This is a genomic window from Actinomadura sp. NPDC048394, assembly GCF_040651755.1.
Lineage (GTDB): Bacteria > Actinomycetota > Actinomycetes > Streptosporangiales > Streptosporangiaceae > Spirillospora > Spirillospora montaniterrae.
Map to the genome: position 1 here is coordinate 42,595 of NZ_JBEZJL010000044.1, position 24,906 is coordinate 67,500.

At 66.0% G+C, this 24,906-nt stretch carries 28 protein-coding genes and 1 pseudogene; 16 read left to right on the plus strand and 13 right to left on the minus strand.

All coding sequences use genetic code 11. The features are described 5' to 3' along the window. Positions 1 to 61 precede the first annotated feature (61 nt). The 4 genes from AB0C78_RS29590 to AB0C78_RS29605 all read right to left on the minus strand — a co-directional run bounded on the left by AB0C78_RS29590 (position 62) and on the right by AB0C78_RS29605 (position 4,245). Positions 62 to 1,138, minus strand: coding sequence for a hypothetical protein (locus AB0C78_RS29590; protein ID WP_360754011.1), 1,077 nt, complete (start codon positions 1,136 to 1,138; stop codon positions 62 to 64). A 27-nt stretch (positions 1,139 to 1,165) separates the two neighbouring features. Next, positions 1,166 to 2,650, minus strand: a complete 1,485-nt coding sequence (locus AB0C78_RS29595; protein WP_360754014.1) for a hypothetical protein — start codon at positions 2,648 to 2,650, stop codon at positions 1,166 to 1,168. A 198-nt stretch (positions 2,651 to 2,848) separates the two neighbouring features. After that, positions 2,849 to 3,757, minus strand: a complete 909-nt coding sequence (locus AB0C78_RS29600; protein WP_360754017.1) for a hypothetical protein — start codon at positions 3,755 to 3,757, stop codon at positions 2,849 to 2,851. A 167-nt stretch (positions 3,758 to 3,924) separates the two neighbouring features. After that, positions 3,925 to 4,245 carry a hypothetical protein gene (locus AB0C78_RS29605; protein WP_151599984.1) on the minus strand — a complete coding sequence of 107 codons (321 nt, stop codon included), beginning with the start codon at positions 4,243 to 4,245 and terminating at the stop codon, positions 3,925 to 3,927. Between the two features lie 992 nt (positions 4,246 to 5,237). Here AB0C78_RS29605 and AB0C78_RS29610 point away from each other — a divergent pair. Both AB0C78_RS29610 and AB0C78_RS29615 read left to right on the plus strand, forming a co-directional pair. Continuing rightward, on the plus strand, positions 5,238 to 5,846 hold the full coding sequence (locus AB0C78_RS29610) for a hypothetical protein (RefSeq protein ID WP_360754020.1): 609 nt from the start codon (positions 5,238 to 5,240) through the stop codon (positions 5,844 to 5,846). Further along, positions 5,843 to 6,415 (plus strand): OmpA family protein, encoded by a 573-nt coding sequence (locus AB0C78_RS29615; protein ID WP_360754023.1) that lies wholly within the window; start codon positions 5,843 to 5,845, stop codon positions 6,413 to 6,415. The genes AB0C78_RS29610 and AB0C78_RS29615 overlap by 4 nt, the downstream gene beginning before the upstream one ends. Positions 6,416 to 6,791: 376 nt before the next feature. Here AB0C78_RS29615 and AB0C78_RS29620 read toward each other — a convergent pair whose 3' ends face one another. Beyond that, positions 6,792 to 7,304, minus strand: coding sequence for a hypothetical protein (locus AB0C78_RS29620; RefSeq protein WP_360754025.1), 513 nt, complete (start codon positions 7,302 to 7,304; stop codon positions 6,792 to 6,794). A 454-nt stretch (positions 7,305 to 7,758) separates the two neighbouring features. Between AB0C78_RS29620 and AB0C78_RS29625 the strand changes: the two genes are divergently transcribed. After that, positions 7,759 to 8,169 (plus strand): hypothetical protein, encoded by a 411-nt coding sequence (locus AB0C78_RS29625; RefSeq protein WP_360754027.1) that lies wholly within the window; start codon positions 7,759 to 7,761, stop codon positions 8,167 to 8,169. Between the two features lies 1 nt (position 8,170). On the opposite strand, the gene AB0C78_RS29630 is transcribed toward AB0C78_RS29625, so the two are convergent. Next, positions 8,171 to 8,821 carry a TetR/AcrR family transcriptional regulator gene (locus AB0C78_RS29630; protein WP_360754029.1) on the minus strand — a complete coding sequence of 217 codons (651 nt, stop codon included), beginning with the start codon at positions 8,819 to 8,821 and terminating at the stop codon, positions 8,171 to 8,173. 94 nt (positions 8,822 to 8,915) lie between these two features. On the opposite strand from AB0C78_RS29630, the gene AB0C78_RS29635 reads away from it, so the two are divergent. From AB0C78_RS29635 to AB0C78_RS29645, 3 genes are read left to right on the plus strand one after another with little or no spacing between them, the layout of a single operon-like run. Beyond that, entirely contained in the window at positions 8,916 to 9,104 is a 189-nt protein-coding gene (locus AB0C78_RS29635) for a hypothetical protein (protein ID WP_360754032.1), read from the plus strand. Continuing rightward, a complete protein-coding gene (locus AB0C78_RS29640; protein WP_360754034.1) occupies positions 9,101 to 9,706 on the plus strand; it encodes a VC0807 family protein in 606 nt (201 codons plus the stop codon). Before AB0C78_RS29635 ends, AB0C78_RS29640 begins: the two co-directional genes overlap by 4 nt. Continuing rightward, positions 9,703 to 11,148, plus strand: coding sequence for a hypothetical protein (locus AB0C78_RS29645; RefSeq protein ID WP_360754037.1), 1,446 nt, complete (start codon positions 9,703 to 9,705; stop codon positions 11,146 to 11,148). Before AB0C78_RS29640 ends, AB0C78_RS29645 begins: the two co-directional genes overlap by 4 nt. Before the next feature lie 35 nt (positions 11,149 to 11,183). Here AB0C78_RS29645 and AB0C78_RS29650 read toward each other — a convergent pair whose 3' ends face one another. From AB0C78_RS29650 to AB0C78_RS29660, 3 genes are all read right to left on the minus strand, one after another. Further along, entirely contained in the window at positions 11,184 to 12,512 is a 1,329-nt protein-coding gene (locus AB0C78_RS29650; protein ID WP_360754039.1) for an NAD-binding protein, read from the minus strand. A gap of 102 nt (positions 12,513 to 12,614) precedes the next feature. Continuing rightward, on the minus strand, positions 12,615 to 13,397 hold the full coding sequence (locus AB0C78_RS29655) for a hypothetical protein (RefSeq protein ID WP_360754041.1): 783 nt from the start codon (positions 13,395 to 13,397) through the stop codon (positions 12,615 to 12,617). 88 nt (positions 13,398 to 13,485) lie between these two features. After that, positions 13,486 to 13,818 carry a hypothetical protein gene (locus AB0C78_RS29660; protein ID WP_360754044.1) on the minus strand — a complete coding sequence of 111 codons (333 nt, stop codon included), beginning with the start codon at positions 13,816 to 13,818 and terminating at the stop codon, positions 13,486 to 13,488. 176 nt (positions 13,819 to 13,994) lie between these two features. Between AB0C78_RS29660 and AB0C78_RS29665 the strand changes: the two genes are divergently transcribed. Beyond that, the gene (locus tag AB0C78_RS29665) at positions 13,995 to 14,156 is read left to right on the plus strand and encodes a hypothetical protein (RefSeq protein WP_360754046.1); all 162 of its coding nucleotides are present in this window, start codon (positions 13,995 to 13,997) and stop codon (positions 14,154 to 14,156) included. Positions 14,157 to 14,341: 185 nt separating this feature from the next. Here the strand turns inward: AB0C78_RS29665 and AB0C78_RS29670 are convergent, their stop codons facing one another. Then, positions 14,342 to 15,034, minus strand: coding sequence for an ATP-grasp domain-containing protein (locus AB0C78_RS29670; protein WP_360754049.1), 693 nt, complete (start codon positions 15,032 to 15,034; stop codon positions 14,342 to 14,344). A gap of 549 nt (positions 15,035 to 15,583) precedes the next feature. Here AB0C78_RS29670 and AB0C78_RS29675 point away from each other — a divergent pair. The 7 genes and pseudogenes from AB0C78_RS29675 to AB0C78_RS29705 all read left to right on the plus strand — a co-directional run bounded on the left by AB0C78_RS29675 (position 15,584) and on the right by AB0C78_RS29705 (position 20,388). Next, positions 15,584 to 16,105, plus strand: a complete 522-nt coding sequence (locus tag AB0C78_RS29675) for a hypothetical protein (protein ID WP_360754052.1) — start codon at positions 15,584 to 15,586, stop codon at positions 16,103 to 16,105. 115 nt (positions 16,106 to 16,220) lie between these two features. Then, positions 16,221 to 17,252, plus strand: coding sequence for a hypothetical protein (locus AB0C78_RS29680; protein ID WP_360754054.1), 1,032 nt, complete (start codon positions 16,221 to 16,223; stop codon positions 17,250 to 17,252). A gap of 251 nt (positions 17,253 to 17,503) precedes the next feature. Continuing rightward, positions 17,504 to 17,749: a hypothetical protein gene (locus AB0C78_RS29685; RefSeq protein WP_360754057.1), complete on the plus strand. Its 246-nt coding sequence runs from the start codon at positions 17,504 to 17,506 to the stop codon at positions 17,747 to 17,749. Between the two features lie 1,204 nt (positions 17,750 to 18,953). Further along, positions 18,954 to 19,417, plus strand: a pseudogene (locus AB0C78_RS29690) (ATP-binding protein). Continuing rightward, positions 19,395 to 19,661, plus strand: coding sequence for an ATP-binding protein (locus tag AB0C78_RS29695; protein ID WP_360754131.1), 267 nt, complete (start codon positions 19,395 to 19,397; stop codon positions 19,659 to 19,661). Before AB0C78_RS29690 ends, AB0C78_RS29695 begins: the two are co-directional and overlap by 23 nt. A gap of 103 nt (positions 19,662 to 19,764) precedes the next feature. Beyond that, positions 19,765 to 19,905, plus strand: coding sequence for a hypothetical protein (locus AB0C78_RS29700; protein WP_360754060.1), 141 nt, complete (start codon positions 19,765 to 19,767; stop codon positions 19,903 to 19,905). 210 nt (positions 19,906 to 20,115) lie between these two features. Next, positions 20,116 to 20,388: a hypothetical protein gene (locus tag AB0C78_RS29705; protein ID WP_360754134.1), complete on the plus strand. Its 273-nt coding sequence runs from the start codon at positions 20,116 to 20,118 to the stop codon at positions 20,386 to 20,388. Positions 20,389 to 20,786: 398 nt separating this feature from the next. On the opposite strand, the gene merB is transcribed toward AB0C78_RS29705, so the two are convergent. The 3 genes from merB to AB0C78_RS29720 all read right to left on the minus strand — a co-directional run bounded on the left by merB (position 20,787) and on the right by AB0C78_RS29720 (position 23,662). Beyond that, positions 20,787 to 21,446, minus strand: a complete 660-nt coding sequence (merB, locus tag AB0C78_RS29710; protein ID WP_360754063.1) for an organomercurial lyase — start codon at positions 21,444 to 21,446, stop codon at positions 20,787 to 20,789. Between the two features lie 265 nt (positions 21,447 to 21,711). Further along, positions 21,712 to 21,858, minus strand: a complete 147-nt coding sequence (locus AB0C78_RS29715; RefSeq protein WP_360754065.1) for a hypothetical protein — start codon at positions 21,856 to 21,858, stop codon at positions 21,712 to 21,714. Positions 21,859 to 21,862: 4 nt separating this feature from the next. Then, a complete protein-coding gene (locus AB0C78_RS29720) occupies positions 21,863 to 23,662 on the minus strand; it encodes a TraM recognition domain-containing protein (RefSeq protein WP_360754068.1) in 1,800 nt (599 codons plus the stop codon). A gap of 321 nt (positions 23,663 to 23,983) precedes the next feature. On the opposite strand from AB0C78_RS29720, the gene AB0C78_RS29725 reads away from it, so the two are divergent. Together AB0C78_RS29725 and AB0C78_RS29730 are read left to right on the plus strand one after the other, a co-directional pair. Continuing rightward, complete coding sequence (locus tag AB0C78_RS29725) at positions 23,984 to 24,349, plus strand: hypothetical protein (protein ID WP_360754071.1); 366 nt, start codon at positions 23,984 to 23,986, stop codon at positions 24,347 to 24,349. A 380-nt stretch (positions 24,350 to 24,729) separates the two neighbouring features. Beyond that, positions 24,730 to 24,897, plus strand: coding sequence for a hypothetical protein (locus AB0C78_RS29730; protein ID WP_360754074.1), 168 nt, complete (start codon positions 24,730 to 24,732; stop codon positions 24,895 to 24,897). The last annotated feature ends 9 nt before the right edge of the window (positions 24,898 to 24,906 follow it).

A 24,906-nucleotide genomic window follows, 5' to 3' on the forward strand; every position in this document is an offset into this window, starting at 1 on the left:
ATGCGGGCGGTCGTTCGTGGAGACAAGCACTCCGGCGGCTTCAGGAGTTGCCCCAGCAACGTCAAAAAGGGTCGACAATAATAGCAACGAAGGCGATGGCGAATCCTGAACCGGCCATGACGCACGCGAGCATTAGCCAGCCAAATTCGCCTGCATGTGAGTCGACTTCACCTCGGTGGTGTCGCAGCCCCAATTTGCCGCCGAAGATCACGATACCGAACACGCATCCCCCCGCCACGGTCCAGACCAACCAGCGAAGCGCCGGCCGCAAGGGTTCAGTTACCTTCCCGACACCCTTCGCATGACCTCGCGGCAAACTGAGATCAGGCCTGTCATTGATACTTGGTTCCCCTTTTCTCGATTCGGGAGGCGTTAGGGGCCCTTCCTCCTCCTTCTTCTTGCAATATGTATTCCAATCTTTATTGATGCCATCCAAATCGACAAATGGACCACAAAACTCATCCAGTCCTCCGACGCAATCGATGGCGGCTTCGGCGCCCTTCGACTCCCATATGCGTTGGCAATAATCTCCACTTCTTTCTACTTCGGGCCAATCTCTATTGGTACTCATGTTGCAGTAGCCGTCTGGGTGGTCGTAGCTGCGGGCAAGGCAAACCTTGAACCTGTATACGTTACTCTTGTTGTATTTTGGAATACTATCCTCGCGGCAGTTGCCCTTTCCGCCCCTGTGTGCTTCGGCCACGACTCTGCCCTGGGGGTGATTCAAATCGACAAGGCCGGCTGTGCCGCGCACGACATGGCTGTCCGGATGCTCGTCACACACTCTTATTCGACCGCGTTTGGCGTCGAACTGGAAACATCCCCCATCTTCGCCATTGTTAACGGTCCACATGGCGTCTTCTATGTTCTTCCAGTTGCCGGTTCGGTCGCACTCCTTCTTTCTCCGACTGGCCGCCGCCGATAGTTCCGCCATCTGAATGGTCGGAGTGGCGAAAATTCTGGTTCGTCCTCGGCTTGTGAGGTGTGAGCTGACCGTGGTGAATTGGCCAAAAACAACGAGCCCGATCCCTGCCAGCAAGGCACTCAGCGCAAAGAAAGCGGTGAGCCGGACACGCGTGCGTCTCCGGAGGTTCTGATTCCGGTCAGACACCGCAAATGCTTCAGGGTGATTGAACACCGTTCCATTCCACCTCATTCCGGGAACTTACCGGCTGCCGGTCGGACCGCCGCTGCCGTTGCTGCCACTTGGGCCGCTGTTCCCGCCACTGCCGCTCGGGGTGCCGTTTCCGTCACTGCCACTCGGCCCGTTATTCCACTCGATGCTGTCCCAAACTATGTGCGCCCCCTCTTCAAGAATGCGAAAGTCCGGATCGGGAACCCGATAGGGCTCAACAATGGGAACGAACTCTTCCTCGAAATCCAAGGGGTTATGCGTGTCCCCGGCGGCGCTTCGCCCGGCGGTGGGCTGGCTGCCTGAGCCACTGGGGCCCGCCCCGGCGGTGGGCTGGCTGCCTGAGCCACTGGGGCCCGCCCCGGCGGTGGGCTGGCTGCCGGTACCGGTCCCGGTGAGGCCTGGGCCGGTGGTGGGCTGGCTGCCGGAGCCGGGGCCGGTAGGACCCGGGCCAGTCGCGCCCTGGGGTCCGGCGCCGTTGCCACGGCGGAAGTTGTTCGGATCGCGGATCCGCCACGACAGCCACTCAAAGACGCTGAACCCACTCGCGCTCGGACCGAGGCGCCACCACGACGACCTTGCAAAAGCGCTGCCACCACCACCGCTCGGGCCGCTACCGATGCCCGTCCACCTGGTCCAGATCCCGGCTCCCTGACTGAGAGTCACAGCTGTACCGCCGGCGGCGAAATGGCCGACCTGACGTATGCCGAAGGATGCGTTGTCTTCCTCGACTTCGGGGACCAACGCGCGCAGGGTTGCAGGCAGGGCGAACACCGCACCACCGACTAGGGCCAGGCCTCCAAGGCGATCGGCTTCGTATGGGGATGCCATCAGATCCAGTGCTGCGGCGTAGATCGTCGCGGCAGCTCCCTCGAACAACCAGAGCGAAATCCCTAAGCGGACGAGACTCTTATATGCGGCATTCCCATGCGAGGTGAACCTTGATGCCGCGACCGGCGGAAGAACCCCGACTATGATCAGCAGGACGCCGGCCCGAAACATCATCAGAATGAATTGGATCACTGAGGACACGAGCGCAGCCAAGGCGAAGGCGGCCACGAGAAAGCTCGTTCCGGCCTCATGGCCCTTGAGGGAATCATATGACCTAGTATTCCAGTACTTGCTCCAATCCTTCTGTTTCGGCGCCAGGTCCGTGATGACCCAGTTGGAATATCTGTCCATGAGGATGAATGCCAGATTTGCGATGGCAACCACACTGCACGAGATTACGACCAAAGAGAGGAATTGCGAGAATATTTCGCGGAAAGGTTGACCATTGCGTTGCATCGCAGTCTTGCAGGCCGCGAAAAGGAATCCGGCAAAGACCATCACCGCGGTCAGCCAGTTGATATGCGCACGAAGGTCGTAGAGCACGCCGCCCTTATCACCCGTCAGCGGCACTTCGTACGCGTCACTGGTGAGCCACCAAGTGAGGAGTGTAAGTAGGCTGGACAGTGCCCACGTAAGCAGTTTATTGCAGAACCATTCCCATACATCGTCCGGGGTCATCTTGAGCAATCTCCCAACAATGTGGAATGGAAGTTGCAAAACGTGATCAGATTAGGTGTTCCGGCGCTCCTCCCCACTCCGATGGGAGGTCTTGACGCGAACTTTCGCTCTAAGAATGCGTCGGCGAGAACGAACGCGCGTTATGGTAGCAGTCCAAATCGGGCGATATAGTTGCTATCTCGGAAGGGACATGGCTTGTCATCTGAGTCATTTTTTTTCTTTGCCGATGCCCGTCCACCTAGTCCAAATTCCCTGTCCCTTGCTGAGATTCATTGCGGTGCCCCCCGCAGCGAAATGGCCGACCTGACGTATGCCGAAGGAGGACATGTCTTCCGGAACTCCAGGGGCCACTGCGCGCAGGGTCGCAGGCAAGGCGAACACGGCGCCGCCGACGAGGGCTAGGCCCATAAGGTGGTCAGCTTCATATGGGGACGACAACAACTTCAGCGCAACCCCGTAGATCGTTGCGGCGACACCCTGGAAAAGATAGAACGAGATCCCCCAATGAACCATTCTGCGATACGCGGCGTTCCCATATGAGGTGAACCTCGATGCGGCCACCGGAGGAAGAAGGCCTACGATGATTATGAGAATGGCCGAACGAAAGAACATCAGCGCGAATTGGATCACCGAGGCCAGTGCCGCAGCCAGAGCAAAGAAGGCAACAATAAAGGACGACGATCCATCGGGATCCTTGAGGGAGTCGAACAAGTGGCTGTCCCAGTAGTTGATCCAGTCATCGTTCTTCGGTCCCATGCCCGTGATGATCCAGTTGCAATACCTGTCCATGAGGATGAGTGCCAGGTTCGCGATGGTGACCACGCTGAGCGAGATGATGGTCAATGAGAAAAACTGGGAGAGGATATCCCGGAAGGGCTTGCCATTGCGTTGGATTGCGATTTGGAAAGCCGCGACCAGAAAGCCGGCGAAGACCATCACTGCGGTCAACCAATTGACGTGCGTGCGAAGGTCGTAAAGTACGCCGCCCTTCTCTCCGGTCAGCGGCACCTCGTAAGCGTCACTGGTCAACCACCACGTGAGAAGCGTCTGGAGGTTGGAGAGCGCCCAGACAATGAGTTTATTGCAGAGCCAATCCCATAGGTCGTCTGCGCTCATCTTTTACCTCTCCAGTACTGGAATATGGTGTTGGATCACCTGATCGGGCAGTACTTTCGTTCATCCATTCGCGGTGCTCATTTGGAACGTGCCATCGAGTGAGGCATGCGACTTGGGGAATTCCAGCGTCAGGAGCGCGGCTAACCCCGGCGATACCGTGCGTACGCTCAGCCCCCTGCGGCCCCGGCCAGATTGCGGACGATGGCGTACGCGGTCACGATGAGAACACAGCCGAAACCAACGATGGCCATGCTTCCCATGTGACTTCCGCCCTCGCCCTTCTTGTGCTGGATTCCCATTCTCGCACCGATGATGATGAAGCCCGCCACGCAGCAGAAGAGGGCACCCCACATCGCCCACCTGAGCAGCGTTTCGATCTGGTTACCGAATGGCGGTTCTGAGCCGTCGCCGGGGTTCGGGATGGTCGGGCCGGCAAGGTATGCCGCATGAAGCAGACCGGCCGTCCGAGTGATCACAGTGTCAAGCATTCACGCCTCCTAGGTGGTGCGTCGAGGTCCTGATCAGCCGTGCGAACTGAGCCTCACGGGGCTCGTCAGCGGATTGACGAGCTTTCCGGTGGCATCATTCGCTGCAGCAGGCCTCGCAGCCGTATGTTCTGGGACACGCCTGCGGCCCGCCGTCGGACGGCCGGCTCGGAGGCATGGATGCGCGCAACGTGAGCCAACCGGTCCTGTCCAACCGGGTCGGACGCCGACCAGAATCGTTCGGTGCCTCGGCCAACGAGGGTGGAGGCGTCGACTCCTCTATTGCGTGAAGAGAACCAGAAGGCAGGAGCTGGGGCGGCTGTGACCAGCGCATTTCGACCGACTAGTGGCTGCTTGCGCAAGCGGTACCGGCACGATTGCATACCGAAGCCCGCCGACCGGGCCTGTCGCTGTTCCAGGCGCCCTGCCCCCGTAGCCGACGGACTCAGCGAGTGACCGAGATCGAATATTTCCTGAGATCGGGCCACGCCCGCCACTTGCATCATGGATGACCCCCTCTCAGAAGGGGGTCTCTCGTCGGTCACAGCCGAATCGACGAGACGAGCCACCTCCCGAGCACGGTTCTGCGCTTGTGCTGGACAGTCCGTAAGCCGCCGCAACTGGCAACCGCCCGAGGGAGAAAATTTGGCGCAATGGGGGAGCACGTGTGGGAAGGTCGCCGTGTGGCCGGTGAGCAGCGTGTAACTGAGCAAGTCCATCCCGGCCCCGGAACCATCCTGCGGGCGGCTGGCCTCTGGCGGCCCTTCGCCCAGAGCCGATCACTCCGGTCTGGACCGCCGTGTTCGCGCCACCTTGTTGAAGCGTGAGTGCCCATGGTTCCCGTTGAAGGCGTGCCAGGGTGACGGGTTGCGTGTTGGCGGGCGTCTCGGACGGTCTTGGGTGGTGTTCGTCGGGGGGACGGCGACCCATCTCAAAGGTAGAGACGGGCGCGAACGCTCAGATCTGAGCCGACCCGCTGGAAACGGAGGCAGGCCATGCGAATCGACATCCGACGAGGGACGGTGCTCATCGTGGCGCTGGCCGCCCTCGCAAGCGGCTGTTCATCGTCCGATGGCGTTGACAAGGGGGCAGGCGCAACGGAGAAGAACATCGCAGCGCAGGGCTCGGGCAAGGGCGCGGGCGCTCCCAGTCCGGACGGCATCGCGGGCGGTGGCGGTGGCGGCGGAGCCGTCGGCTCCGGTACACCCGTGGCCACCGCCACCTTCGACACCCCGAAGTTCCCCAACGGCAAGGTCGAGGTCGCCGTCATGAGCCTGCAGGTGCGGGGGAAGCTGGCGATCCTGACGATTCGGCTGACGCCGCACCTGCCCCAGGGGTCGCCGGCGAAGACCAGTCCTTACCAACTCAACGACGAGATACCGCTCGCCCCCGAGCTGATCGACACCGTCAACCTGAGGCGGTACGTCGTCGTCAAGGATAATCAGCAAAAAGAGGTCCAGACCGACGACGTCATGTCGCCCATCTACAACGAGAAGGCGGGTGTGGCGACCTACAGCTTCGCCGCGCCGCCGGCCAATGTGCAGTCCGTGGACGTGCATTATGGCCACTGGCCGGCTTTCAAGAACGTCCCGGTCCAGCGGTGAAGACGGTGGCCACGCGGGGCGCCGCGGCGCTCGTCGGCGCTTTCGCGGTGATCTTCTCCGGCATTCCCGGGGTCGCCGGAGCCGACCCGAGCGTCTCCGACGTGAACATCCAGGAGTCCGTCCGCACGATCGAAGCCGATCGGTATGTGTACGCGATCGAGGTCGGTCCCTTTGTGCGGCCGCTGCAGACGGTGGAGAACGACGGCAAGCACGTCACCGTGCGCATCTCCGCCGACCTCCTGTTCGACTTCGACAAGGCCGACCTCACCGACGCCGCGCGCAAGCGGATCTCGCAGCTCGCGCCGCAGATGAAAGACGCCGTCGGCACGATCGAGGTTTCGGGTCATTCCGATTCCATCGGAGACCCGAGCTACAACCAGGAGCTCTCACAGAAGCGTGCGGACTCCGTCAAGGCCGAGATCGAGCGCGTGCTGGGCGGCGGCAGGCATATCAAGGCCACCGGGTACGGCGAGAGCAAACCGATCGCCCCCAACCAGGTCGGTGGGAAGGACAACCCCGAAGGCCGGGCTCAGAACCGGCGGGTCGAGATCGAGTTCACGCAGCCTTGATGCGGAAGTAGGGCCGAGGTAGCCCTGTCGCTGCGGTTTGCTTTGCGAAGCCGGCTGTCGTCCTCATCCTGCCCTTTTCGTGTCCTTGGTTCCGATGGGGAGAAAGTGAAGTTTCTGTGAAGCACGGCCTTGGTGAAGACCCGCAGGATGCGGCCAGGCGGCTCCAGCGGTACAGCGGACGCTGGCTCTGCTGGTACGGATTCAGGACCGGTCACTATTGGGCGGTGACACGGTACGGTCGGGCAGTCCTGCTTGAGGCGACAACGCCCCAGGAACTTCTCAACGAGATGACGCGTGTCGACGTCTCCCATGGGATGGGAGATTCGCTTGTCCTTTCGTGACTCACTTCGGTGTGGAACGCAGCAGGAAGGCCGGATCAGCTGGTGGGGCGGAACTCTGGCCATTGGGTCAGCAGCCATGCGGACGCCGGGCCCGCGCGCCGCCAGATGACGACCGCGACCGCGATGACCGTCTTTCCGTCATGCAGTTCCCAGTTCTGCGTCGCCGATGTGCCTGACGGATCCCCGACAGGGTCCGAGGGATCGATGGTGAGGCCGGCGTTGGCCCAGCCGGAGTAGATGGCGGCATGCAGGCGCTGGTTGTTGTAGTTGTACTGGCTCCGCTCCGTCACCCGGCCGATACGGTTCAGATCGCCCGAGCTGATCTCGGTTAGGACGGCGGTACATCTTCCCGATGGCGGTACCGAGTAGGGCTCCGCCGATGCGAGGCCGCTCGGAAGCGTTGACGGTTGCCGCGTGACCGGGGTCGTCTGAGATGGAGCGGGTTCGCTCCGGGGCGGTGGCTCGCTTCTGCGACCGGCGACTTGTGTGACCACGGCGATGAGCAGGATGAGGACCAGCGCCGCGCCCGCGACGGTGGCGTAGAGCATCGGGCGGCGCCTCCTCGCCGACTTCGGGGCCTGCTCCCGCCTCTCGCTGGCGAACAAGGCCTCGAGTGTGGCGTTGTCGTCTGCGGCCGGCTCGCTGGGAGTGGCCGGGGGAAAGGAAACCGTGCCGAAGCCCCCCGGCTTTTGACCGGTCGTGTCGATCGGCGCTGTCTCCGCGAATTCGGACGGGGCGAGGCGACGTCGAGATCGACGGTTTCCTTCTCGACCTTTCCCGTCAGGTCCAGAAAAATCGCCCACAGGCCGGCCAGCGGACCGTCGGTAATCGCATCACGTCCGCTTGTCACATTACTCGCCTCCGCGAGTGACCGTCCTGTGAGCGCAGCGGCCTGCAAGGTGGCCGAGGGCGGCGGGGGTCGCACCGCTCGACTTGCTGACCGCTTCCATCCGCGGACGGTACGTGATGACCGCACGCTGACCGACGGCAGGCAGGAATGTGATGCTCGACCACTTGATAGCGGCACGCAAATCGGGGGCCGGTGTTCGGCGCCTCGCGTGGCTCGTCTTTTGGGGGGAGCGCGCGGTGGGCTATGCAGAGGCCTGCGGCAAAGGCATTCCGGACCGCGAGGTGGTCGAGGCCGTCAACGACGGCGTTTTCCTGTCGGACTACAGCAAGGCTCGCGAGGTCGCCGCGCACCGCGAGATTCTTCAGGCCCATACCGCGACCGGTGACGTTTTCGGCTACGCCTGCCACCGGGCGTGGGGCGAGGATCACGAGGCGGCGCTCGAAGAGGTCCGCGCCGGGGCTTCCGGCCGAATGCAGGCCCCCCTGCGATGTGAACGTCAGACGATGGCGGCGTTCCGTCCGACGATGTCGCGGAGGGCGCGGGAGGTCGAGGTGCCGCGGTGAGTCAGCGCGGGCGCACCAGGGGCAGGAAGACCTGGTCGACGATCTCGGTGATGGCCTGGTCGGAGACCGGGCCTGGGCCGAACATGAAGTACTCGCTGCGGAGCAGGGCGATGGGAAGCGTGGCTATGCGGGGAATGAGCGAATCTTGGCGCGCCTCTCCCCGGGCCACCGCGCGCGCCAGGATGGTCAACATCGTGCCGGGACCGCTCTGGCCGAACTCATCGCGCAGGTCGGCCATCACCTCGGGTTCGCGGCGAGCGTCGATCACCAGCCCGCGGATGATCTGGGTCTGCACGGGGGAGTCCATCCGGTCGGCCGCCGCGTGGAGCAGTTCGAGCACGTCCGAGCGGAGGTCGCCGGTGTCGGGCGGGTCCTGCGGGCGGGCCACCATCTGCTTATAGGCGGCGAAGGCCAGCGCGGTGCGGCTGGGCCAGCGCCGGTAGATCGCCGTCTTGCTCGTGCCGGCGCGGGCGGCGACCCGGTCCATGGTGAAGCCGTCGTAGCCGTTCTCGGAGAGTTCCTCGATCGCGGCCAGGAGGACGGCGCTCTGGACCTCCGCCGCGTTCCGCCGCTGTCTCCGCACCGCCTTGGCTCCGCCGTCGGCCGCGGTCGGGGGCGGGTCGGTGTCATCCAACGTCATCGGTGTCTCCAAACGGTCATCAGTACCTTACTGACGGCTGATCCGCCATTGTGCTTGTCAAAATAGGGGACTGTGAGTACCTTCAGAGGGTACCTACAGTATCTAAGTGTACCGGTTCGAACAGAGACAGGAGAAGAACATGGCCATTCGGCTGGCCCTCGTCGGCGTCGCCCTCGTCGCCGTCGGCGCACTGAATCTCGGCGGATTCCGAGAGATCACGGTCGTAGTCGGAGGCTTGGCACTGGTCGCCTCCGGCATCAGCTGGCTCATCGCCCGGCGAGGCGGAACCTCGTGAACCGCGCACTCGTCCGGACCCTCTTGCCCAGCCTGGCGCTCAACGGCGTCGTCCCGCTGCTGGCCTACCTGCTCCTGCGCCCGCACCTGTCCGGCGACGCCGCTGCCCTGGCGATTGCGATGGCCATCCCCGTCGTTTGCACCCTGGCGGTGTTCGCCTGGCGGCGGCGAGTGGACGCCATCGGCGTCATCGCGGCCGTCACCTTCGGCATCGCACTGATCGTGGTGCTGCTGTCGGGCGGCAACGCGTTCGTCCTGAAGATGCAGGAAGCCGTCGTGACCGGGCCGGTCGGGCTGCTGTTCCTCGGCTCGGCTGCGGTGCGCAGACCACTGCTCCTCGTCGCCGCGCAACTGCTCGCCCGGCGTAAGCCGCAACCGCCGCAACCACAGGCGGACGCGCAACGACGGCAGGCCTCCATCGTGCTGACGACGATCATGGGGGCGACGTTCCTCGTCCACGCCCTCGTCCTCACCCTGCTCGCGGTGGTGCTGTCCACCGCCCAGGTGCTGGCGGTGTCCAGGCTGGTCGGCCTGGCCATCATCGGCATCGGCTTGGCCGTCGTGCTCGGATACCGCGGCAAGATGCAGAAGGCCATGCGATGACCTCGCCACCGCCGCCGGCCACCTCGCTGTCGGGCCCACGGATCGGGATCTGCCGGGGGATCAGCTACGGCCTGCTCGATGACCCCGAGTGCTTCATGCCCGCCGTGCGCTCGCTGGGCGTCGACCTGGCGCGCATCAATCTGTTCTGGTCGCAGATCGAACCGGAGCCTGGTCGTTTCACCTGGGACGTCGTCGACGCCGTCCTCGACCAGCTCGAGGACGGCGACGAAGCATGGGTCACCGTCTGCTCCAGCTCCCCATGGGCGACACAGCAGGCGACACGTTTCCTGCCGTCCTCACCGGCCACCGACATCGACGACTATCGCCGTTTCGTCACCGAACTGGTCCGGCGCTGCGGCGGCGCGATCCGGTACTGGCAGTGCGAGAACGAACCATGCGTGCCGTTGCTGTGGGAGGGTAAGGTCGACGAGTATCTCTCCCAGCTCATCGTCTTCTCGGACGTCGTCAGGGAGTCTGCCCCCGGCTCGCTCGTCGTGCTCGGCGGCGCCGTCCCCGCCGCCATGTTCGCCGAAGAGGCCAGGGGGAACCAGCGATGGGCGGAAGACCTCGACCGCATCATCGGCGAGGGCCGCGACCACTTCGACCTCTTCGACCTCCACCCCTATGGCGACCCATATGCGATCCCCGCTCTCATTCAGGCGAGTAGGGCGCTCCTGGCCGCCCACGGTGCCCACAAGGCCATCGTCGTCGGCGAGCACAACGGCCCCATGCCACCCAGCTTCCCTGAGAACCTTCCGTACCTGACCGATGTGCTCACCGAGCACCGCCGCGTCTTTCTCGGCCAATCCCGGCTGGCCGACGGAGGACTGGACTTTGACCGGACCACCCCCGCCATGGTCGACCTATACGCCTGCCGGGACCAGCTGCCGCCCACCCTGCAGATGTTCATGGCCGACTGCTCCGCCGACCTCGCCGCGGAACGCGACCGCCATCTCCAAGAGGAGATCGTGATCCGCACGATGCTGCTCCTGGCCTCCGGCGTCGAACGGGTAGCGTGCTTCCAGCTGGCGCCCGAGGCCCGCGACACCGGCAGCCGCCTCAACATCCGGTCCCTGATGTTCGACGCGTTCGCGCTCATGGACTACGAAGGCGGTGACATCGGCCGCCGGCGGCCCCAAGCCGACACCTACGCACTCATGGCAGCCCACCTCGCCGACGCCCACGCCGTGCTTCACCACAACCCCGGTCGGCCGGGCGCCTACCTGTTCGAAATCCAGCGGCGCGGACGGAGTTCGACCTTCGTCGGCTGGAGCCGCGTCAACGAGACAGCGCACATCACCTGCCCGTGGCCCTTCAGGGGACGTCCTTACGGCATCAACGCCCTCGGTGAAAACGTCCCCATCCGCCTCCATCGCGGGGTGATGCGCATGCCGATCTCTTCGACCCCCCTCCTGGTCGGAGAGGAAGGCGAGGACCGATGACCACCGGTGAGGGCGTCTTCCACTGGAGCGCGCCCTCACCGGTGGAGTGGGTCAGAGCAATCGCATCTGCGAACGACATCGCGGGCGACCGCAACGCGGTCGGCATCAGGGTGGGTTCTCAGTTTGCCGCGGTCAGGGTAGACGAAATGCGCAGATTCCCCGTGCACGGCGGCGGCGACCGCCGTCGCCGTCATGGCTGAGATATCGCAGACATCGCCGATCGGGAACAGTGACCTGGTCTCGGTGATCACGGTGTTGTCTCCGGCTCGCAACACCACGCGCAGATCCGGCTCCAGCGCGAGCGCCGCGATGGCGGCTTCGACGTTGTCCAGGTCGTCGGCGCCCATGGCAGCGAAGGCCCGGGCGCGGTGCAGGGAGAGTCGGCCGAGCACGGCGCGGTCTTCGGCGTGCGCGATCAGCACGGGGATCCCAGCGGCCTTGGCGAGCCGCAGATTGGTGGCCCGGGGATCGCGTTCCACCGCCAGGACGGGTATGTGCAGGTGTCGCAGTGCCATGCAAAGACGAAGCCCGATCTGTCCCAGCCCTACGACGATGACATGGTCGCGGGTCGGCAGCGTTCTTGCGCCGACGATGTCGATACTGCGGTCGGACAGGAGTCGATTGACGATGCCGGCGGTGAAAAGGGAGGAGTAGCCGATGGTCAGCAGCATTCCGATACCGGACAGGACCAGGTACCAGTTCGGTGCGGGCTGGGCCTCTCCGGGGCCGACCGTGGCGACGACACGGGTGGCGGAATAGAAGGCGACGGCCACCGGCTGATGCAGGACGACGACCGCCAGCAACCACTCCAATAGCAGAGTAATGGTCAGGCCCGTGAGCCCGGTGAGCAGAATCCCGCTGGTCAGGTCGTGGGAGCGGAACTGGCGGGAAAGCGCACGCATGAGTCTTCGCGAGCGGGGATCGGGACGCCAGCGGTCCATGGTGATCCTCTCGGCGTCCTCGATGAGGACTCTGGCCGGAGAACTGCGGACGTCGACGGCGAGAACAGGCTTGCCGAGGCACGCTCCGATGATCGCGGGCACGGAGACGTCGGCCGGTGAGGTCACCTGGCAGTTGGGAACGGTCTTCAGGAGCTGGTCGGCGACCGTCCGGTCGAAAAGCATGACTACCAGGTGGATGCGGGGACGCAGATGCTCGACCAGCAGCGCGTACCGGAGGGCGGCGACGTCACCGCGGACGAGAACGGCGACCGCATGCGGTTCCCAGGCCAGGGCATCGCGCAGTTCGTTCTCGGTCGGCTGGGAAAGGTGCGTGACCGTGCTGCCCTGCCGGGTGAGTGAGACACAGGCGAGCCGGGCGATCTCGATATCGCCGATCACTATGACACGTCGTGCTTGTCTCATGCCGTCTACTGTGCGCAGGCCGTCTGGTCCGGCCAGCAGTGGCGTTGCGGCGTCCCGCCTGCACCTTGCCCATTGCGCTCTGTCGGAGACCGGTGTGCGCGATCATCCGATTGGCTTCACTGCCTCGGAGCGGACCTGGAGTGTGAGTTTTGCGTAGAACCGCAGATCCAGGCCGGATGGATCCTGGGAGGCCGTCTTGCTGGTGATCGGAGCGACCGCGGCCGCCGTGTTCTCGTCGGCCCAGGCGCACACAGGGTAAATCAGGGTTGTACCCGACTTGTCCTGCTTAAGGACTTCGCAGCTGACGGTCGGCGAGCCGCTCTGCGTGAAGACCCTCGGCCCGATCGCCACGGTCACCCCCTCGCCCTCTCCGGCCCCCTTGAGCATGTTCTCGCGCGGCACGACCGTGTCCTTGAAGCGGCCGTACATGCCGGACAGCAGCAGCACCCCCCTGGACTCGTCACCGCCCAGGTCGTACTTGCCGACCACCGAGTCGGTGATCTTGACGTATTCGGCGCCCGCCTCGTCCTCGATCCTCTGCCCCTCCGAGTCGGAGAGGTCCTGGGCGAGTTGGAAGCGGCCGTCGACCAGCGCCTCGGGCAAGGTCAGGGCGAACTTGGCGTTCGGGAACCCGCTTTCGGACCTCATCGTGATCAGCACGATGAGGATCACGATGACGAGGACTACGCTGACACCGCCGCCGATGATGCCGAGAACGACGCCGCCCTTGCGCCTGTTCGGCGGCAGTGGCGGGTTCGGCGGGCCACCGCCCAGCGCGGGGGCGGGTTGCCAGCTGTTAGGGGGTCCGTACGGTGGGGAGCCGTAGGCTCCCTGCTGCGGCACCGGGACGGGCTGCCCGCCGTAAGGGGGCTGATGCGGGGTCATATGGAGTTCACCGTGGTCTCTCAATTCCTCGGCAGAGCGGCGGGACCGTGGTTCGCCGCCGGCCGCCCTGCCCCATCCCGGCCGGTCCTCAGCGTGCCGGCCGAGCGGCCGCCGGGGCCGGGCAGTCGATCGCGTACTCGGCCGTCCCGTCCCCCTCCCAAGTGACGGTGTTGGTGCCGTGCGGCGCGATCTGCGCGCACGCGGGCGTGTCTTCGCTGCTCAGGACGACAGACCCCTTGATTTTCCACGGGCAGTCGTTGCGCAGCTCCGCCCAGCCGGCGCCCTGATCCGTAAGTTCCGCGCAGGCGCCGGCAATCTTGGAGACTCCAGGCTCCGAGCCGTCAGCGGCCAATGCGGCCGTTGGGGCAGAGAAAAAGACACCCGTGGCGGCAACGATGCCTGCGGTCGCGCGAAGCCTCATTGTCGTTCCTCCAGTGGTCGACCGAAGCGGGTTTCCCGGCCCCGCCCTGCGTAACGGGGGGAACGCAGGGGCGGGGCCGTGGGGTGACCGCCGATGGGCCCCTGACCCGGTCCGCGACCACCATTCATGACAGTCGCGGAGCAGGACGAAGTGTCAACCACGAGATGTGGCGTTCAGTGGATTCCGTCGTCGCGAAGCGTGCTGTGACCATCGGCCACGTCTTCGCCGCTCAGCGGGCCAAAGGTCCCGATCCGCCGCTGGAGAAGCGGCCGGCCCTGCTTGGCGGACAGGACCCGCCGCAGCCAGCGCGAACCATCCGCCGGTTCGTCTCCCGCTGAGCCGGACGCTCGGGAGGTGCGATGGCCGTGCCAGGCCGCCTTTCGATCTCGTCGCTCCGTTCGAGCCCACGATGCTGCTCGACGCCAAGGGGCCGTCCGCCCGCGTCGGCACCGAGGCCGACCTGCGCGACCTTGACCACTCGCATGCGGGAGGTCGGGCCCGCCGAGGGCGTACACCGGAGCATCTATGTGTCTCCCGCTGATGGGGTGGCTGACGAACCGGGAACGCGGATGAAGGGACGATCGTGGGCTGCGACGTCTGCGGCTGGCCCTGCGGCGCGGAGTACGACGTCGAGAACATGGTCGGTGTTGGCGGCGTAGTGGCCGCTTGCCCAGGCCGCGTTGGCCTCGATCACGGCCCAGCGGCCGTCCGTCGTGCCGACATCAACGACGATCGCTGTGGGAAGCGTATGCCCGCACTCTGCGAGGAGGTCGGCTCCGAATCTGGACGCACTGGTGGACAGTGGTCCCAGTTTCAGTTGCCCGTTCTCGGCATACTGACTGCCGGCGTGCACTGTCTTTTCGAGTATGTGCAGGCGGTATTCGGCATCGAATGTCACCACGTCGCTGACGAGCACCGGCGTCTGCGGATCGACTGCATCCGGGCCGGGCAGGCGCGACCCGTCCGGGTAGACCAAGGCCCGGATGCTCTTGTCGTTGGGGGATTTGATGAAAGCGGGGCGGCGGAGCGCGTAGGCCTCCTCAATGCTCATGATGACGATCTCTCGCTGGGTGAACGCGCGTGGCAGATCGGCCAGCCAGCCGAGGGGTGCCTCAAGCGGTGCGATGCCCAGTCGCGGAGCGACGGCGTCGGCGAAGCTCGGCCCGGCGTGCAGGTGGTCGGCGCGCAGCCCGGAGGGAACATCGAAGGTCGGCAACTGGACGACACGTAGGCCGCAGTTGTCGCGCCGCTTCGCCCAACGACGTGGCGGAGGCGGTGAGTCGTGGCGGCATGAGCAGAGTCACAAAACTTGATTATGTCGGACTCGCGTTGACGGCGTATCGATTATCGACTGTGAATACTCGTACAGACCAGGGCCATTGTGGGCCCGAGGTCCCCCGTAGCACGGACGGCTGGGGTGAGGTGGGTCAGGTGGTCGTGATCGGGGTTGGGTGTCGTTCCTCGCAGTCCACCAGATTCAGCATTCCGATGCTGGAATGCTTTCTGAACGGGTTGTACCAGCACTCGATCCATTCAAACACCGCAGCTGCTGCTCGCCCTGCCTTCTGCAGGCTTTATCGCGTCGTCAAGCCGATCGCCGCGAGGGCGCCGCTGGCCGCAGCCCGGGCGGCGTGCGGTTCACGGTCGATGCCGGACTGTTTCAACCGCCGCCCGTGCTACCGACGCTCCGCCGACTGCTGCGGACGGCTACCTCGAACGCGTCACCGGCCGCTCCGTGCCTCGGTGACCTGTACGGAGAGGGATCATGGCCACGTGGAGCAAGGGAACCCTGGTCGGGGAGACGCGCCGAGCCGACGTGGTACTGCCCGTCCCCGTCGTGCATGAGGAGTCGAAGGTGGTGGGGGCGCACTGGCAGGTCGTCCAATGGAGCCCGGTCGTAGCCCGCTGGACCGCGACCGCCGCACTGCTTTTCGCCGCCTGCCCGGGTCTCCCGACCGCACCACCTGCCGGAGCAGCTCCCAGAGTCCTCGCCGCCGTCGCAGTGACCATCCTCGCCTGCGGCGCGGGCGTCTGCAGGGCCGAGCGCGAACGCTCCGGTATCGGGATCGCACACGGCGGCGGCGCGACGGGCATGCTCGCCGTGTGGGCCGCCGCCTCCCACGCGTGGCCGGCGCAGGCGGTGGGGTGGGATCGTTCCGGTCGCCGCGCTGTTCACGTCCCCGCCTCACTCCCGCCCGGCCGGGGCGGCCTCATCGGCGGCGGGACGATGGCGGCGCCGGGCGCCGCAGCCGCCGTCTGGGACGTGTTCGGCCTGGACGCGCCATGAACCGCCGCCGTGTACGCGCTGGCACGGGTCTTCCCCTGGTGGCGGTAGGCCCGGTAGTGATCGGGACCTTCGGCACGTTCGAACGCTGCTCGGCACTTTCTGAAGGGAACGGAGATTGGATCACAACTGGGCCGAACCGGAGTGGACGGTCGAACCCGCACCGATTCCGTCGTCTCCTCCGCTGAAGACGCCGGATGGTCTCGCTCTGAAGAACGTGCACGGCGAATCACTGCTGCGGCGGCTCAGACGGGGGGTGGCCAAGCCGTTCCTGGCGGTCGGCGACGCGCAACGGCTTGCCGAGCACGTGAGCTGCGTCCAGCGACCGGTTATCGCGGGACTGCGGATCGCGGTCACCGGCATCCACGGCGGATCCGGCAAGAGCACCCTCGCCGCTCTCCTCGCGGTGACGTTCGCCCGCTACCGGCAGGACCGCGTGCTCGCCCTGGATCTCGATCCGGAGTTCGGATCGCTGCCGTTCAGGCTGGGCGTCTCCGGCGGCCGTTCCCTCAGTGACCTGGCGCGGGCGGGCCTCGGAACGGCGCCGTTCGAGGAGCTCGAGCCCTATCTGGCGCGACTGGGCGAGCGGCTGTGGACGCTATCCGGCTCGCCGAGTTGGAGGAGGGGATCGGACGGCGACGCCGCCGTCGTCTACCGTTCCGCGGGACTGCCGCTCAGCCGGTTCTTCGGCGTCACGGTCATCGACTGCGGCGGGGGCCTGCGGTCGGACCTGCACCGCGCAATCCTCGCGAGCGCCCACGCCCAGGTGTTCGTCACTCCCGCCACGGCGCTGGGGGCCGCCAGCGCGAGCCGCGGCCTCACCTGGCTGCGGGCGGGCGGTTTCAGTGACCTGGTGGGGCGCACCCTCGTGGTCTTCACCGAGCGGACGCCGCATGGTGGTTCCCCAGTGAACATCGGCAATGTGCGCGCGAGCCTGAGAAAGGTCGGGTCTGACGCATTCCTGTTCGGTTTCGACCGTCATCTCGCCGTCGAAACGATCGTGGATTCCCAACACCTCGGCCACTCGGCCCGTGTCACCGCCACAGCGATCGCCGCGGCCGCCATCGACCGTGCCGTGCCCGCGCCATCGTCGCCGCTGGAGGAGAGCCTGCACACGCCCGCCGGAAAACACGGCAGCCCTCAAGCGTGAAGGCGACACTGCGGCGACACGGCCGACGCATCGTCCCGCACGGACCGCTCACCCGCTGCCCGAGCGTCCGGCCCGGCAGATCGAGGAACCGCCCGCGCTCGCGGAGGCGGCCGGTGCCAGGAACCCGCTGCTGCGGGTGTCGCGGCGCGGGCAGACGTCGCGGAAGCGGCGGGGACAGCGCGAGCGGTATCTGGAGGGGTTGCAGGAGATCTTCGCGGAGGAGGAGCGGGGCGGCCGGGACAATGCCCATAGTGCCAGGATCACCGGCGGAGGCACGCGCCCTGGCGGGCAGGTTCCGGACGGCGCCCGGCATACCGGTCGTCCTCCCGCTGGACATGGCCGGCGACCTCAGCGTGCTGGGCAGGCGCGGCAACGCCCCGCGACTGCTGCGCGCCATGGTCGCGCAGCTCGCCGCCTTTCACGCGCTCGACGATGCCCCCGTCGCCCACGTCGGCGAGCGGGCGGCCGACTTCAACTGGCTGAAATGGCTGCCGTGAGCCGCTCACCATCGCGACGGTCCTGAGAAGGTTCTTGCACCTACGACCCCGTGGTGCTGATACAAAGCGTCCTCGACGCGGATCCTCGTCGACGCCATGGTGACCGCGGATGACGCGCTCCGGGATGCGCGGCGCCGGCGACGGAGCGCTCATCCAGCTCTGCGGTGGCACGGGCCGGTCACTCGTGAACATCGAGCCGCCCAGCGGTTAGTGGGCGTCGGGGTGTCGGTAAGACTCGTCCGACCAGGTACACGCGATTGAGTCTGCCCAGTTCAGATGCGCTCTACTGATCGGTGGGGAGGACGGCGTCCGACGGCGTCCCGGACGTGCCGTCCCTCCAGGCTCTCAACGCGGTGATCGATAAGTGGGATGCCGCCGATGAGGCCCAGCGGATCGGCGGCCGGGCGCGGACCGTGGGGGAGTTCCTTGAGATTGAGAGGCCGCTGTTGCCGCCGCCGGCCGAGCCGTTTGAGACCGGCCGCTGGTTCACCGCTCGGGTGAACGGGTTCGTCCAGGCTACGGTCCGGACCAACAAGTACTCGGTGCCGGTCCGGCTGATCCGACGCCGGGTTCGGGTACTGCTGCACGCCTCGGACCTGGTTATCTACGACGGGGCCATACCAAGGTTGCCCGCCATGAGCGGCTGCCCGGCGAGTCCGGCGCTCGCCCAGACCTGGATTATTACTTGGAGGCGTTGGTCCGCAAGCCGGGCGTGCTGCTCGGGTCGACCGGGCTGGAGCAGGCCCGCGTCGCCGGGAAGTTCACCCCGGTCATCGGCGCCTGGTGGGCAGCCGCCCGCAAGGCCCACGGGGACGCTGCCGGCACTCGGGTGCTGGTGGGGGTGTTGCTGCTGCACCGCTATATGGACGGCGAGCATCTCGTCGTAGGGCTGGCAGCCCCGCTGGGAGCCGGGGCGCTGACCGCGGACGCGGTCGCGCTGGAGGCCCGCAAGGCCACCGACGAGGTTGACGCCGGGCCGGGCGCAGACGACACGCCGTCCGTCCCGTCTGCGGTCGCGTCCTTGACTGCCCGCCGTCTGGAGAAGCCGCCGACCTACACGCCCGCTGCCGTCGGTCGCCGTCTACGACCGGCTGTTCCGCCGCAACCGCACCCCACGGGAAGGAACCGCCGGCCCATGACCGCCAAGCCTCGCCGGGGACCGACCGAGCAGGCCGCCGACGCCGCCGTCGACCAGGCCTGCCGGATGCTGCACCTGCCCACGATCCGCGCCCGGCTCCCGGAGTTGGCCGAGGCCGCCGCCCGCGAGCAGGTCTCCTACCGAGGCTTCCTCGCCGAACTGCTCATGGCCGAGCGTGACGACCGCGCCCGCCGCCGCTCCGAACGCCGCATCAGGGCCGCCGGGTTCCCCGGGAGAAATCGTTGTGCTCCTTCGACTTCGACGCCAACCCAAGCATCGACCCCGCCGTCCATCAACACCCTCGCCACCTGCGACTGGGTCAAAAGGGCCTGCCGCTCTGCCTGATCGGCGACTCTGGAACCGGCAAGTCCCACCTGCTCATCGCGCTCGGCACCGAGGCGGCCATGGCCGGCTACCGCGTCCGCTACCTCCTGGCCCTGAACTCGTCAACGAGCTCGTCGAGGCCGCCGACGACAAACAACTGTCCAAGACCATCGCCCGCTACGGCTGCGTCGAGTCTGCGTCGATGAACTCGGCTGCATGGAACTCGACCGCCGCGGCGCCGATCTGCTCTTCCAGGTCCTCACCAAACGCGAGGAAAAGCCAGCGTTTCCATCGCCTCCAACAAGTCCTTTCGGCGGCTGGACCAAGACCTTCACCGACCCCCGCCTCTGCGCCGCCATCGTCGACCGACTCACCTTCGGCAGCAACATCATCGAGACCGGCACTGACTCCTACCGACTCGCCCAAACCCGCGCAGCCCAGCAGAACTGACCACCGGCCTAGGCCATGCCCCAGACCTGCTCGACGCCGCCGACGCCATCGAACTCGCCAAGCTCTGGTAGCGGAACTGCGGTCAATGAGCGAGAGCTCTATCGTGACTGACGACGCAGCCCCCTGGGAGGAACACAACACCACCGTGACCGCATCCGACAAGGCCACCCGGCTGGTCCAGATCGCCGCCGAGGGCATCATTTCCAACGCAGCGCAGCGCGTGCCCGTCGGGGAAGCCCAGTGACGGCGGGAGGCGGATCGCGCAAGATCGTCCTGATGCGACACGGCCAGACGGTATGGAACGACGAAGGTTGCTTCCAAGGCATGACCGACATGCCGCTGGACGCCGCCCGGCATCGAACAGGCCGCCCACGCCGCCCGGCTGCTCGCCGCCCTATGCCCCACCGCGATCGCAAAACGCTTCAGCGCCGCCCTCGAACGCGCCCTGGAACGCATCCCCGACGGAGGCCTCCTCCTCGTCGTCTCCCACGGCGCTGCCATCCGCATCGGCATGCTGCACTGGCTCGGCTTCCCGGAGGAACTCTGGAACCGACGACCGGCCCCAACTCGGCTTCCCGGCCGGCCAGTCGGATGGAGCCTTCCTCGTATCGTTTGGAGATCATCCCGAAGACCAGGTTGGCTTCGCCTCGGGCGAGCGGTAATCGGCCGGTCCGTCGGGCTGTCCAACGGCTGCTGGTCCATCCCTCAAGAAGGCCACAAAGGCTGACGGCTCGTCGAACATAACACTTCTAGCGAACATCGATCATGCTTCCGGCCAACACGTGCGGTCAGTTCCCACGAACAAACCAACGGTCTTCATATGGGTCTTGAAGTCGCGGCCGGCGAATTCGCCGTAGTGGGCGTCGATGAGCGGGTCGCCGTCCAGACCGCTGGTCTTCAGCCAGGCTAGGAAGGTCCGTACCCTGGAGTCGTAGGCGCGGCGAGTGCCGCCGTCCAGTGGCGCCCGCTTTGGCGCCGCGGCGTAGTCGGCGTGGACGGTGCTAAACGCCTTCGGTACCGCTTGATGCCGCCGCGCCACATGACCTTCGCAATATCAGAACTTCGGATCCGATCGTGACCTTCTGGTGCTTCCGTATCGCGTCGGAACTGTTCGCCTGGTGGGGGTCAGGTGCCCCAGAAGGGGCCGGTGAGTCCGACGGAGCGCAGATAGTCCGCAGCGGCGGCGGGTTCACGGCGGACATAGCCGTGGTCGAGGCGGCCCTCGTACCAGCGTGAGGCGAGCCGCCACAAAGTCGGGAGGTCAAGGACATAGCCGGGTGCGTTGCCTGTTCGTTTCAGCCAGGCGTCGACGCAGGGTTGCGAGCAGAAGATGCGCTGGTGTCCGCAGGTGTGGACGACGTCGTCCCACATGTGAGCGGCGGGGACGAGGAAGTGCGCCACCTGGTCTCCGGGCGGAGGGGCTTGCCGGGTGACATTCCAGACGTGCGGGGTGCCGCAGGCCGGGCAGCGTGTGGCCACCAGCGCGGGGTCGGCGTCGTCGAGCAGGTGGGGGAGGGCGAAGGAGTCCCATGCGCAGCCGCCCCACCACAGAGTGGTCGCTCCCATGACGGAGAATCCGAGAGGCACCGCTGAGAACGGGTGGGCCATGGTGATCGAGCCGCGTGCGTCCAAAGCCAGGTGGCGGGCGGCTGCCAACGCGCGCAGGCCCTCGTCCACCTGTGATCGTGGCGCATCCAACTCTCGCATGAGGTCTTCCGCGCTCGGTGCACGCCCCGTACTCGCGAAGATCCGGTACACCGTGACCCGGAGCTGTTCGATGTCCATACCGACCAGCTTGTCACATGGAAGGATAGGGGAATCTCGGCAGGGAGTTGAGGGCGCTCCCTCGTCCTGACGGCTTTCCGTGAGGCCTGTTGTCGCCGATGATCTGTTGGTGCGGCACGTGGTGATGTGACTAATGAGGAGCGGGCACTGATCGAGCCGTGGCTGCCGAGGGCAAGCAGAGCACGGGTCGCCGTCGGGCTCTTCTGCGGGCGGGCGTGCCTGCAGGCGCCTACCGTCGGTGCTCCACCACGTAGCCGGACGCCAATCACGGGGTGGGCAGGTCGGTGATGTCCAGGCGGCGGTCGGTGTGGAGCTGGATCTCCCCGTAGGGCGCTGGAGAGGCCCTGATCGGTAGTGCGGTGATCCACACGCTGGTGCTGGAGACGATAGCGGGGCCCGGAAAGGGGGTCATGCTGTCATAGGGCGGGCCAGGGTTCCTCTTCATCCGAGGTGGTCGCGTCGGTAGCGGTAGCAATAGCGGCGGGACGGCTCGTCGCGTGCTCGCGGATCATTGCCTCCAGAGCCTGTCTGCCCCTGGCGATGTCGTCACGGTCATCACGTTTCCACCATGGGGTGAGCCACATCTCGACAGGACGAGCCGTGCCTGCGATGACGGCTGCGCGACCGAAGGGCATGGTCCGAATCTCCTCGGGTTCCAGCGCACGCTTTCCATTGTGCCTGCCCATGAGGTCGGAGAGTTCGGCGAGATCCTTGGCGGTTCCGGTACCTCCCGAAATGACACGGACTGTGGAGTTGTCCCACAGGCGCGCCGCTCCATCCGGGCCCCATTTGGCACGGGCGTCCGCCAAGGACGCCAGGTAGCCGTGCACGGTGATGCCATAACCACCGGATTCGCCCATGTACGTGGGCAGGCCGTCCAACGGGCAGATGTTGGTCACATGGTTCAACTCGAAGGTGAGGGGCGGGTCGAGGCGTCCAGCCGGCTGCTTCATCGCGTTCCCACGAGCGGACCGGAAGAACTGCTCGACCATCGTGGTGACGATCGGCGCGATCCCACCATGCTCCTTCTGCTGCCTGCCGACGATGTACAGGGTATTGCGGCCTTTGAGAAATTCCTGGAAATTGAAACCCGTGCCGGGCGGCGGGGAAAGATCGGCCAGTACCCGCTCGTTCGAGAAACAGCTCATGACCTGCATCACGCCGGACCAAAGACGCTCATTTCGCGCGTTGAACTCTAGTTGCGACGAATATCCAGGGGCGACCCTGCCTTCACGTTCCCCCCGCCGCAGGATGCCCACCGGCTCGTCACTGCTCGCCTCGTGGACCCAGCCCATCACGTCACGAATGGTGAGCCCGCCGATCGCCCCCGCGTGCAGCAGGCAGCGGATGATGGTCGTCACGCCGCCGAGCGCGTTGGCGCCCTCCATTCCCATCTGGAAACCGCTCGCAGCGACGAGTGTGCCGGATCTGACCGCGCATACATTCGGGTCCTCGCATCCGGCCAGGAAGGACCAGCGCAGACGATTCGGCCATCCGGTGAGGTCGCTCGGGTCGAAGACGTGCACTTCGCCGTACTGCGCCCGCACCATGGCGGTGTTGAGGAACGTGTCCCGCCGGGTGGAGGTGACGATGCAGGGACCTGGCGCGTCAATCGTGAGAGGCGTGACGAAGTGCAGGTCCTTTCCCTGTCGCGGCGCCGCGACGACGATCATCATGTCTTCCAGGGACGTGTACAGCTTCCGCCGGGATCTGATGTCCCTGCCGATGTAGAAGCCGACTTCCTCCGGTCTCACCGTTTTCGCAGGTCGGTTCGCGGTGGACGGCCGGACCTTTGCGGCCTTGCCCAGGACGGTCCGGGCGCTCAGCAGCTTGCGGACCTCCCAGCCGGATGCGAAGCCCAGCCGCAGCCGCCGGGCCGGCCGGCGGCGCCGCAGGTTCAGCAGCAGCCGCACGGAGAAGTACACCCCGATCACCACCGACGCCAGAGACGCGAGCAGCAGGGCGTAGAAGACCGGGGCGGGCCCCAACTCTGCCGTAGGCGGCCAAGAGGCGCTCGGATCGCCGGGATGCCGGAGGAAATGGAAGACGATTTCCAGGCAGTCCTTCGGGCTGGAGTCCGGCCAGCCGCCGCCCGTGAGCAAGGCGGCCATCTGCCCCGACAACCAGATCAGGAAACTGCACAGCGCACCGAAGAGGACGATCACCAGGCCAACGCCGAAGAAGAGTACGTACACTTCCTCGTTCTCGTCGCTCATGAACCTCCTCTATTCAGCTGCTCGGCCGCTTGAATCTGCACAGAATTGGCTTTTGGCTGACAGTGCCTCAATTTTTGGGCGCTGCAGGGCATGCAGGACCGAGGACAGCTAACATTATGTGCCCCGCCGTACATCTACCGCGGTACTTCCAGGAGGTGTTCATCGTCTGGAAAGGAAGGCGTCACCTATTGATCAATTGAATGACCGCGCGACTCCGAGACCGCCGTTCAGGACCGCGGTGGACGAGGAACCGCCGGAAGCGGCGGCCGAGGCCACCAAGAATGAGTGCTCTCGTCATGTAGCGAGAGATACGGCATCGAGGTGCCGGCCACGCCGTACCCGGACGTTCACCAAGGCCTACAAGGCCCGGATCTTGCCGCCCACAATTCGCTGCCCGGTGCCGTCTACCTGTGCTCGCAGGCCATGTTGGGCTACGAGCGGCTCGAGGTCGCCACCGGCAGCCGCGTGGTGCGTCCGCGGTTGCCCGAAGCCCGGTGGCTGCATTACGCCGACACCCTGGAGGGCGCTGTCGCGCTCGACGAGCACCTGAACCGGCTCCCCTCCGAACTAGGTGGCGGACGGTTCACTGCCGTGGTCGTCGGAGCGGCTTCACCGGGCTGGAGGCCGCCACCGAGCTGGTCGGTCGACTGCGTGCGATCGCTGGGGACGGCGAGCAAGTACGGGTGATCCTGGTCGAGCGCGACGAGCACGTCGGTCCCGAACCCGGGCGCGCTCCGCGCCCTGCGATCGCGGTACTCGGGTGGAACCGCGCATGGGCGCCACCGTGTAGCAGATGGAGCGGGACAAGGTCGAGATTTCGGGCGGCACGCGGCCGCCCGAACCGTGGTGTGGACGGCGGGCACTCAGGCCAGTCCGCTGACGCGCAGATCCCCGGTGACCGTGACCGGCTCGGCCGGCTGGTGACCGACCCGTACCTGCGGGTGCGCGGGGTCGACGGCGTCTTACGCAGCGCACAACGTCGCTGCCGATCTGCTGGGGGCGGCCACGGGTCCCGTTCCAGGCCGACCCCTCCGTCACCTGCCTGGACTTTGGCGGCGCGGGGTGCGGTGGTCGCCCTCGGCTGGGACCGGATCGTCCGCGACACCGGCGAGACGGCCAAGGCTCGTAAGCGCAAGGTCGACACCGAATGGATCCACCCGCCGGTCGGTGACGCAGCGGAGATCCTTCGTCGGGCCGACTACCGCGTATCGACCCGTCCCGTCGCGTCCGCCTGAGCAGGGTGC

Bases quoted from the DNA above. Each gene is read 5' to 3' on its own strand.
- AB0C78_RS29610 (WP_360754020.1), top strand. From the start codon at position 5,238: ATGCGAATCGACATCCGACGAGGGACGGTGCTCATCGTGGCGCTGGCC.
- AB0C78_RS29650 (WP_360754039.1), bottom strand. From the start codon at position 12,512: ATGAGACAAGCACGACGTGTCATAGTGATCGGCGATATCGAGATCGCC.
- AB0C78_RS29645 (WP_360754037.1), top strand. From the start codon at position 9,703: ATGACCTCGCCACCGCCGCCGGCCACCTCGCTGTCGGGCCCACGGATC.
- AB0C78_RS29660 (WP_360754044.1), bottom strand. From the start codon at position 13,818: ATGAGGCTTCGCGCGACCGCAGGCATCGTTGCCGCCACGGGTGTCTTT.
- AB0C78_RS29605 (WP_151599984.1), bottom strand. From the start codon at position 4,245: ATGCTTGACACTGTGATCACTCGGACGGCCGGTCTGCTTCATGCGGCA.
- AB0C78_RS29655 (WP_360754041.1), bottom strand. From the start codon at position 13,397: ATGACCCCGCATCAGCCCCCTTACGGCGGGCAGCCCGTCCCGGTGCCG.
- merB (WP_360754063.1), bottom strand. From the start codon at position 21,446: ATGGACATCGAACAGCTCCGGGTCACGGTGTACCGGATCTTCGCGAGT.
- AB0C78_RS29720 (WP_360754068.1), bottom strand. From the start codon at position 23,662: ATGAGCGACGAGAACGAGGAAGTGTACGTACTCTTCTTCGGCGTTGGC.
- AB0C78_RS29625 (WP_360754027.1), top strand. From the start codon at position 7,759: ATGCTCGACCACTTGATAGCGGCACGCAAATCGGGGGCCGGTGTTCGG.
- AB0C78_RS29600 (WP_360754017.1), bottom strand. From the start codon at position 3,757: ATGAGCGCAGACGACCTATGGGATTGGCTCTGCAATAAACTCATTGTC.
- AB0C78_RS29715 (WP_360754065.1), bottom strand. From the start codon at position 21,858: ATGACCCCCTTTCCGGGCCCCGCTATCGTCTCCAGCACCAGCGTGTGG.
- AB0C78_RS29620 (WP_360754025.1), bottom strand. From the start codon at position 7,304: ATGCTCTACGCCACCGTCGCGGGCGCGGCGCTGGTCCTCATCCTGCTC.
- AB0C78_RS29675 (WP_360754052.1), top strand. From the start codon at position 15,584: ATGGCCACGTGGAGCAAGGGAACCCTGGTCGGGGAGACGCGCCGAGCC.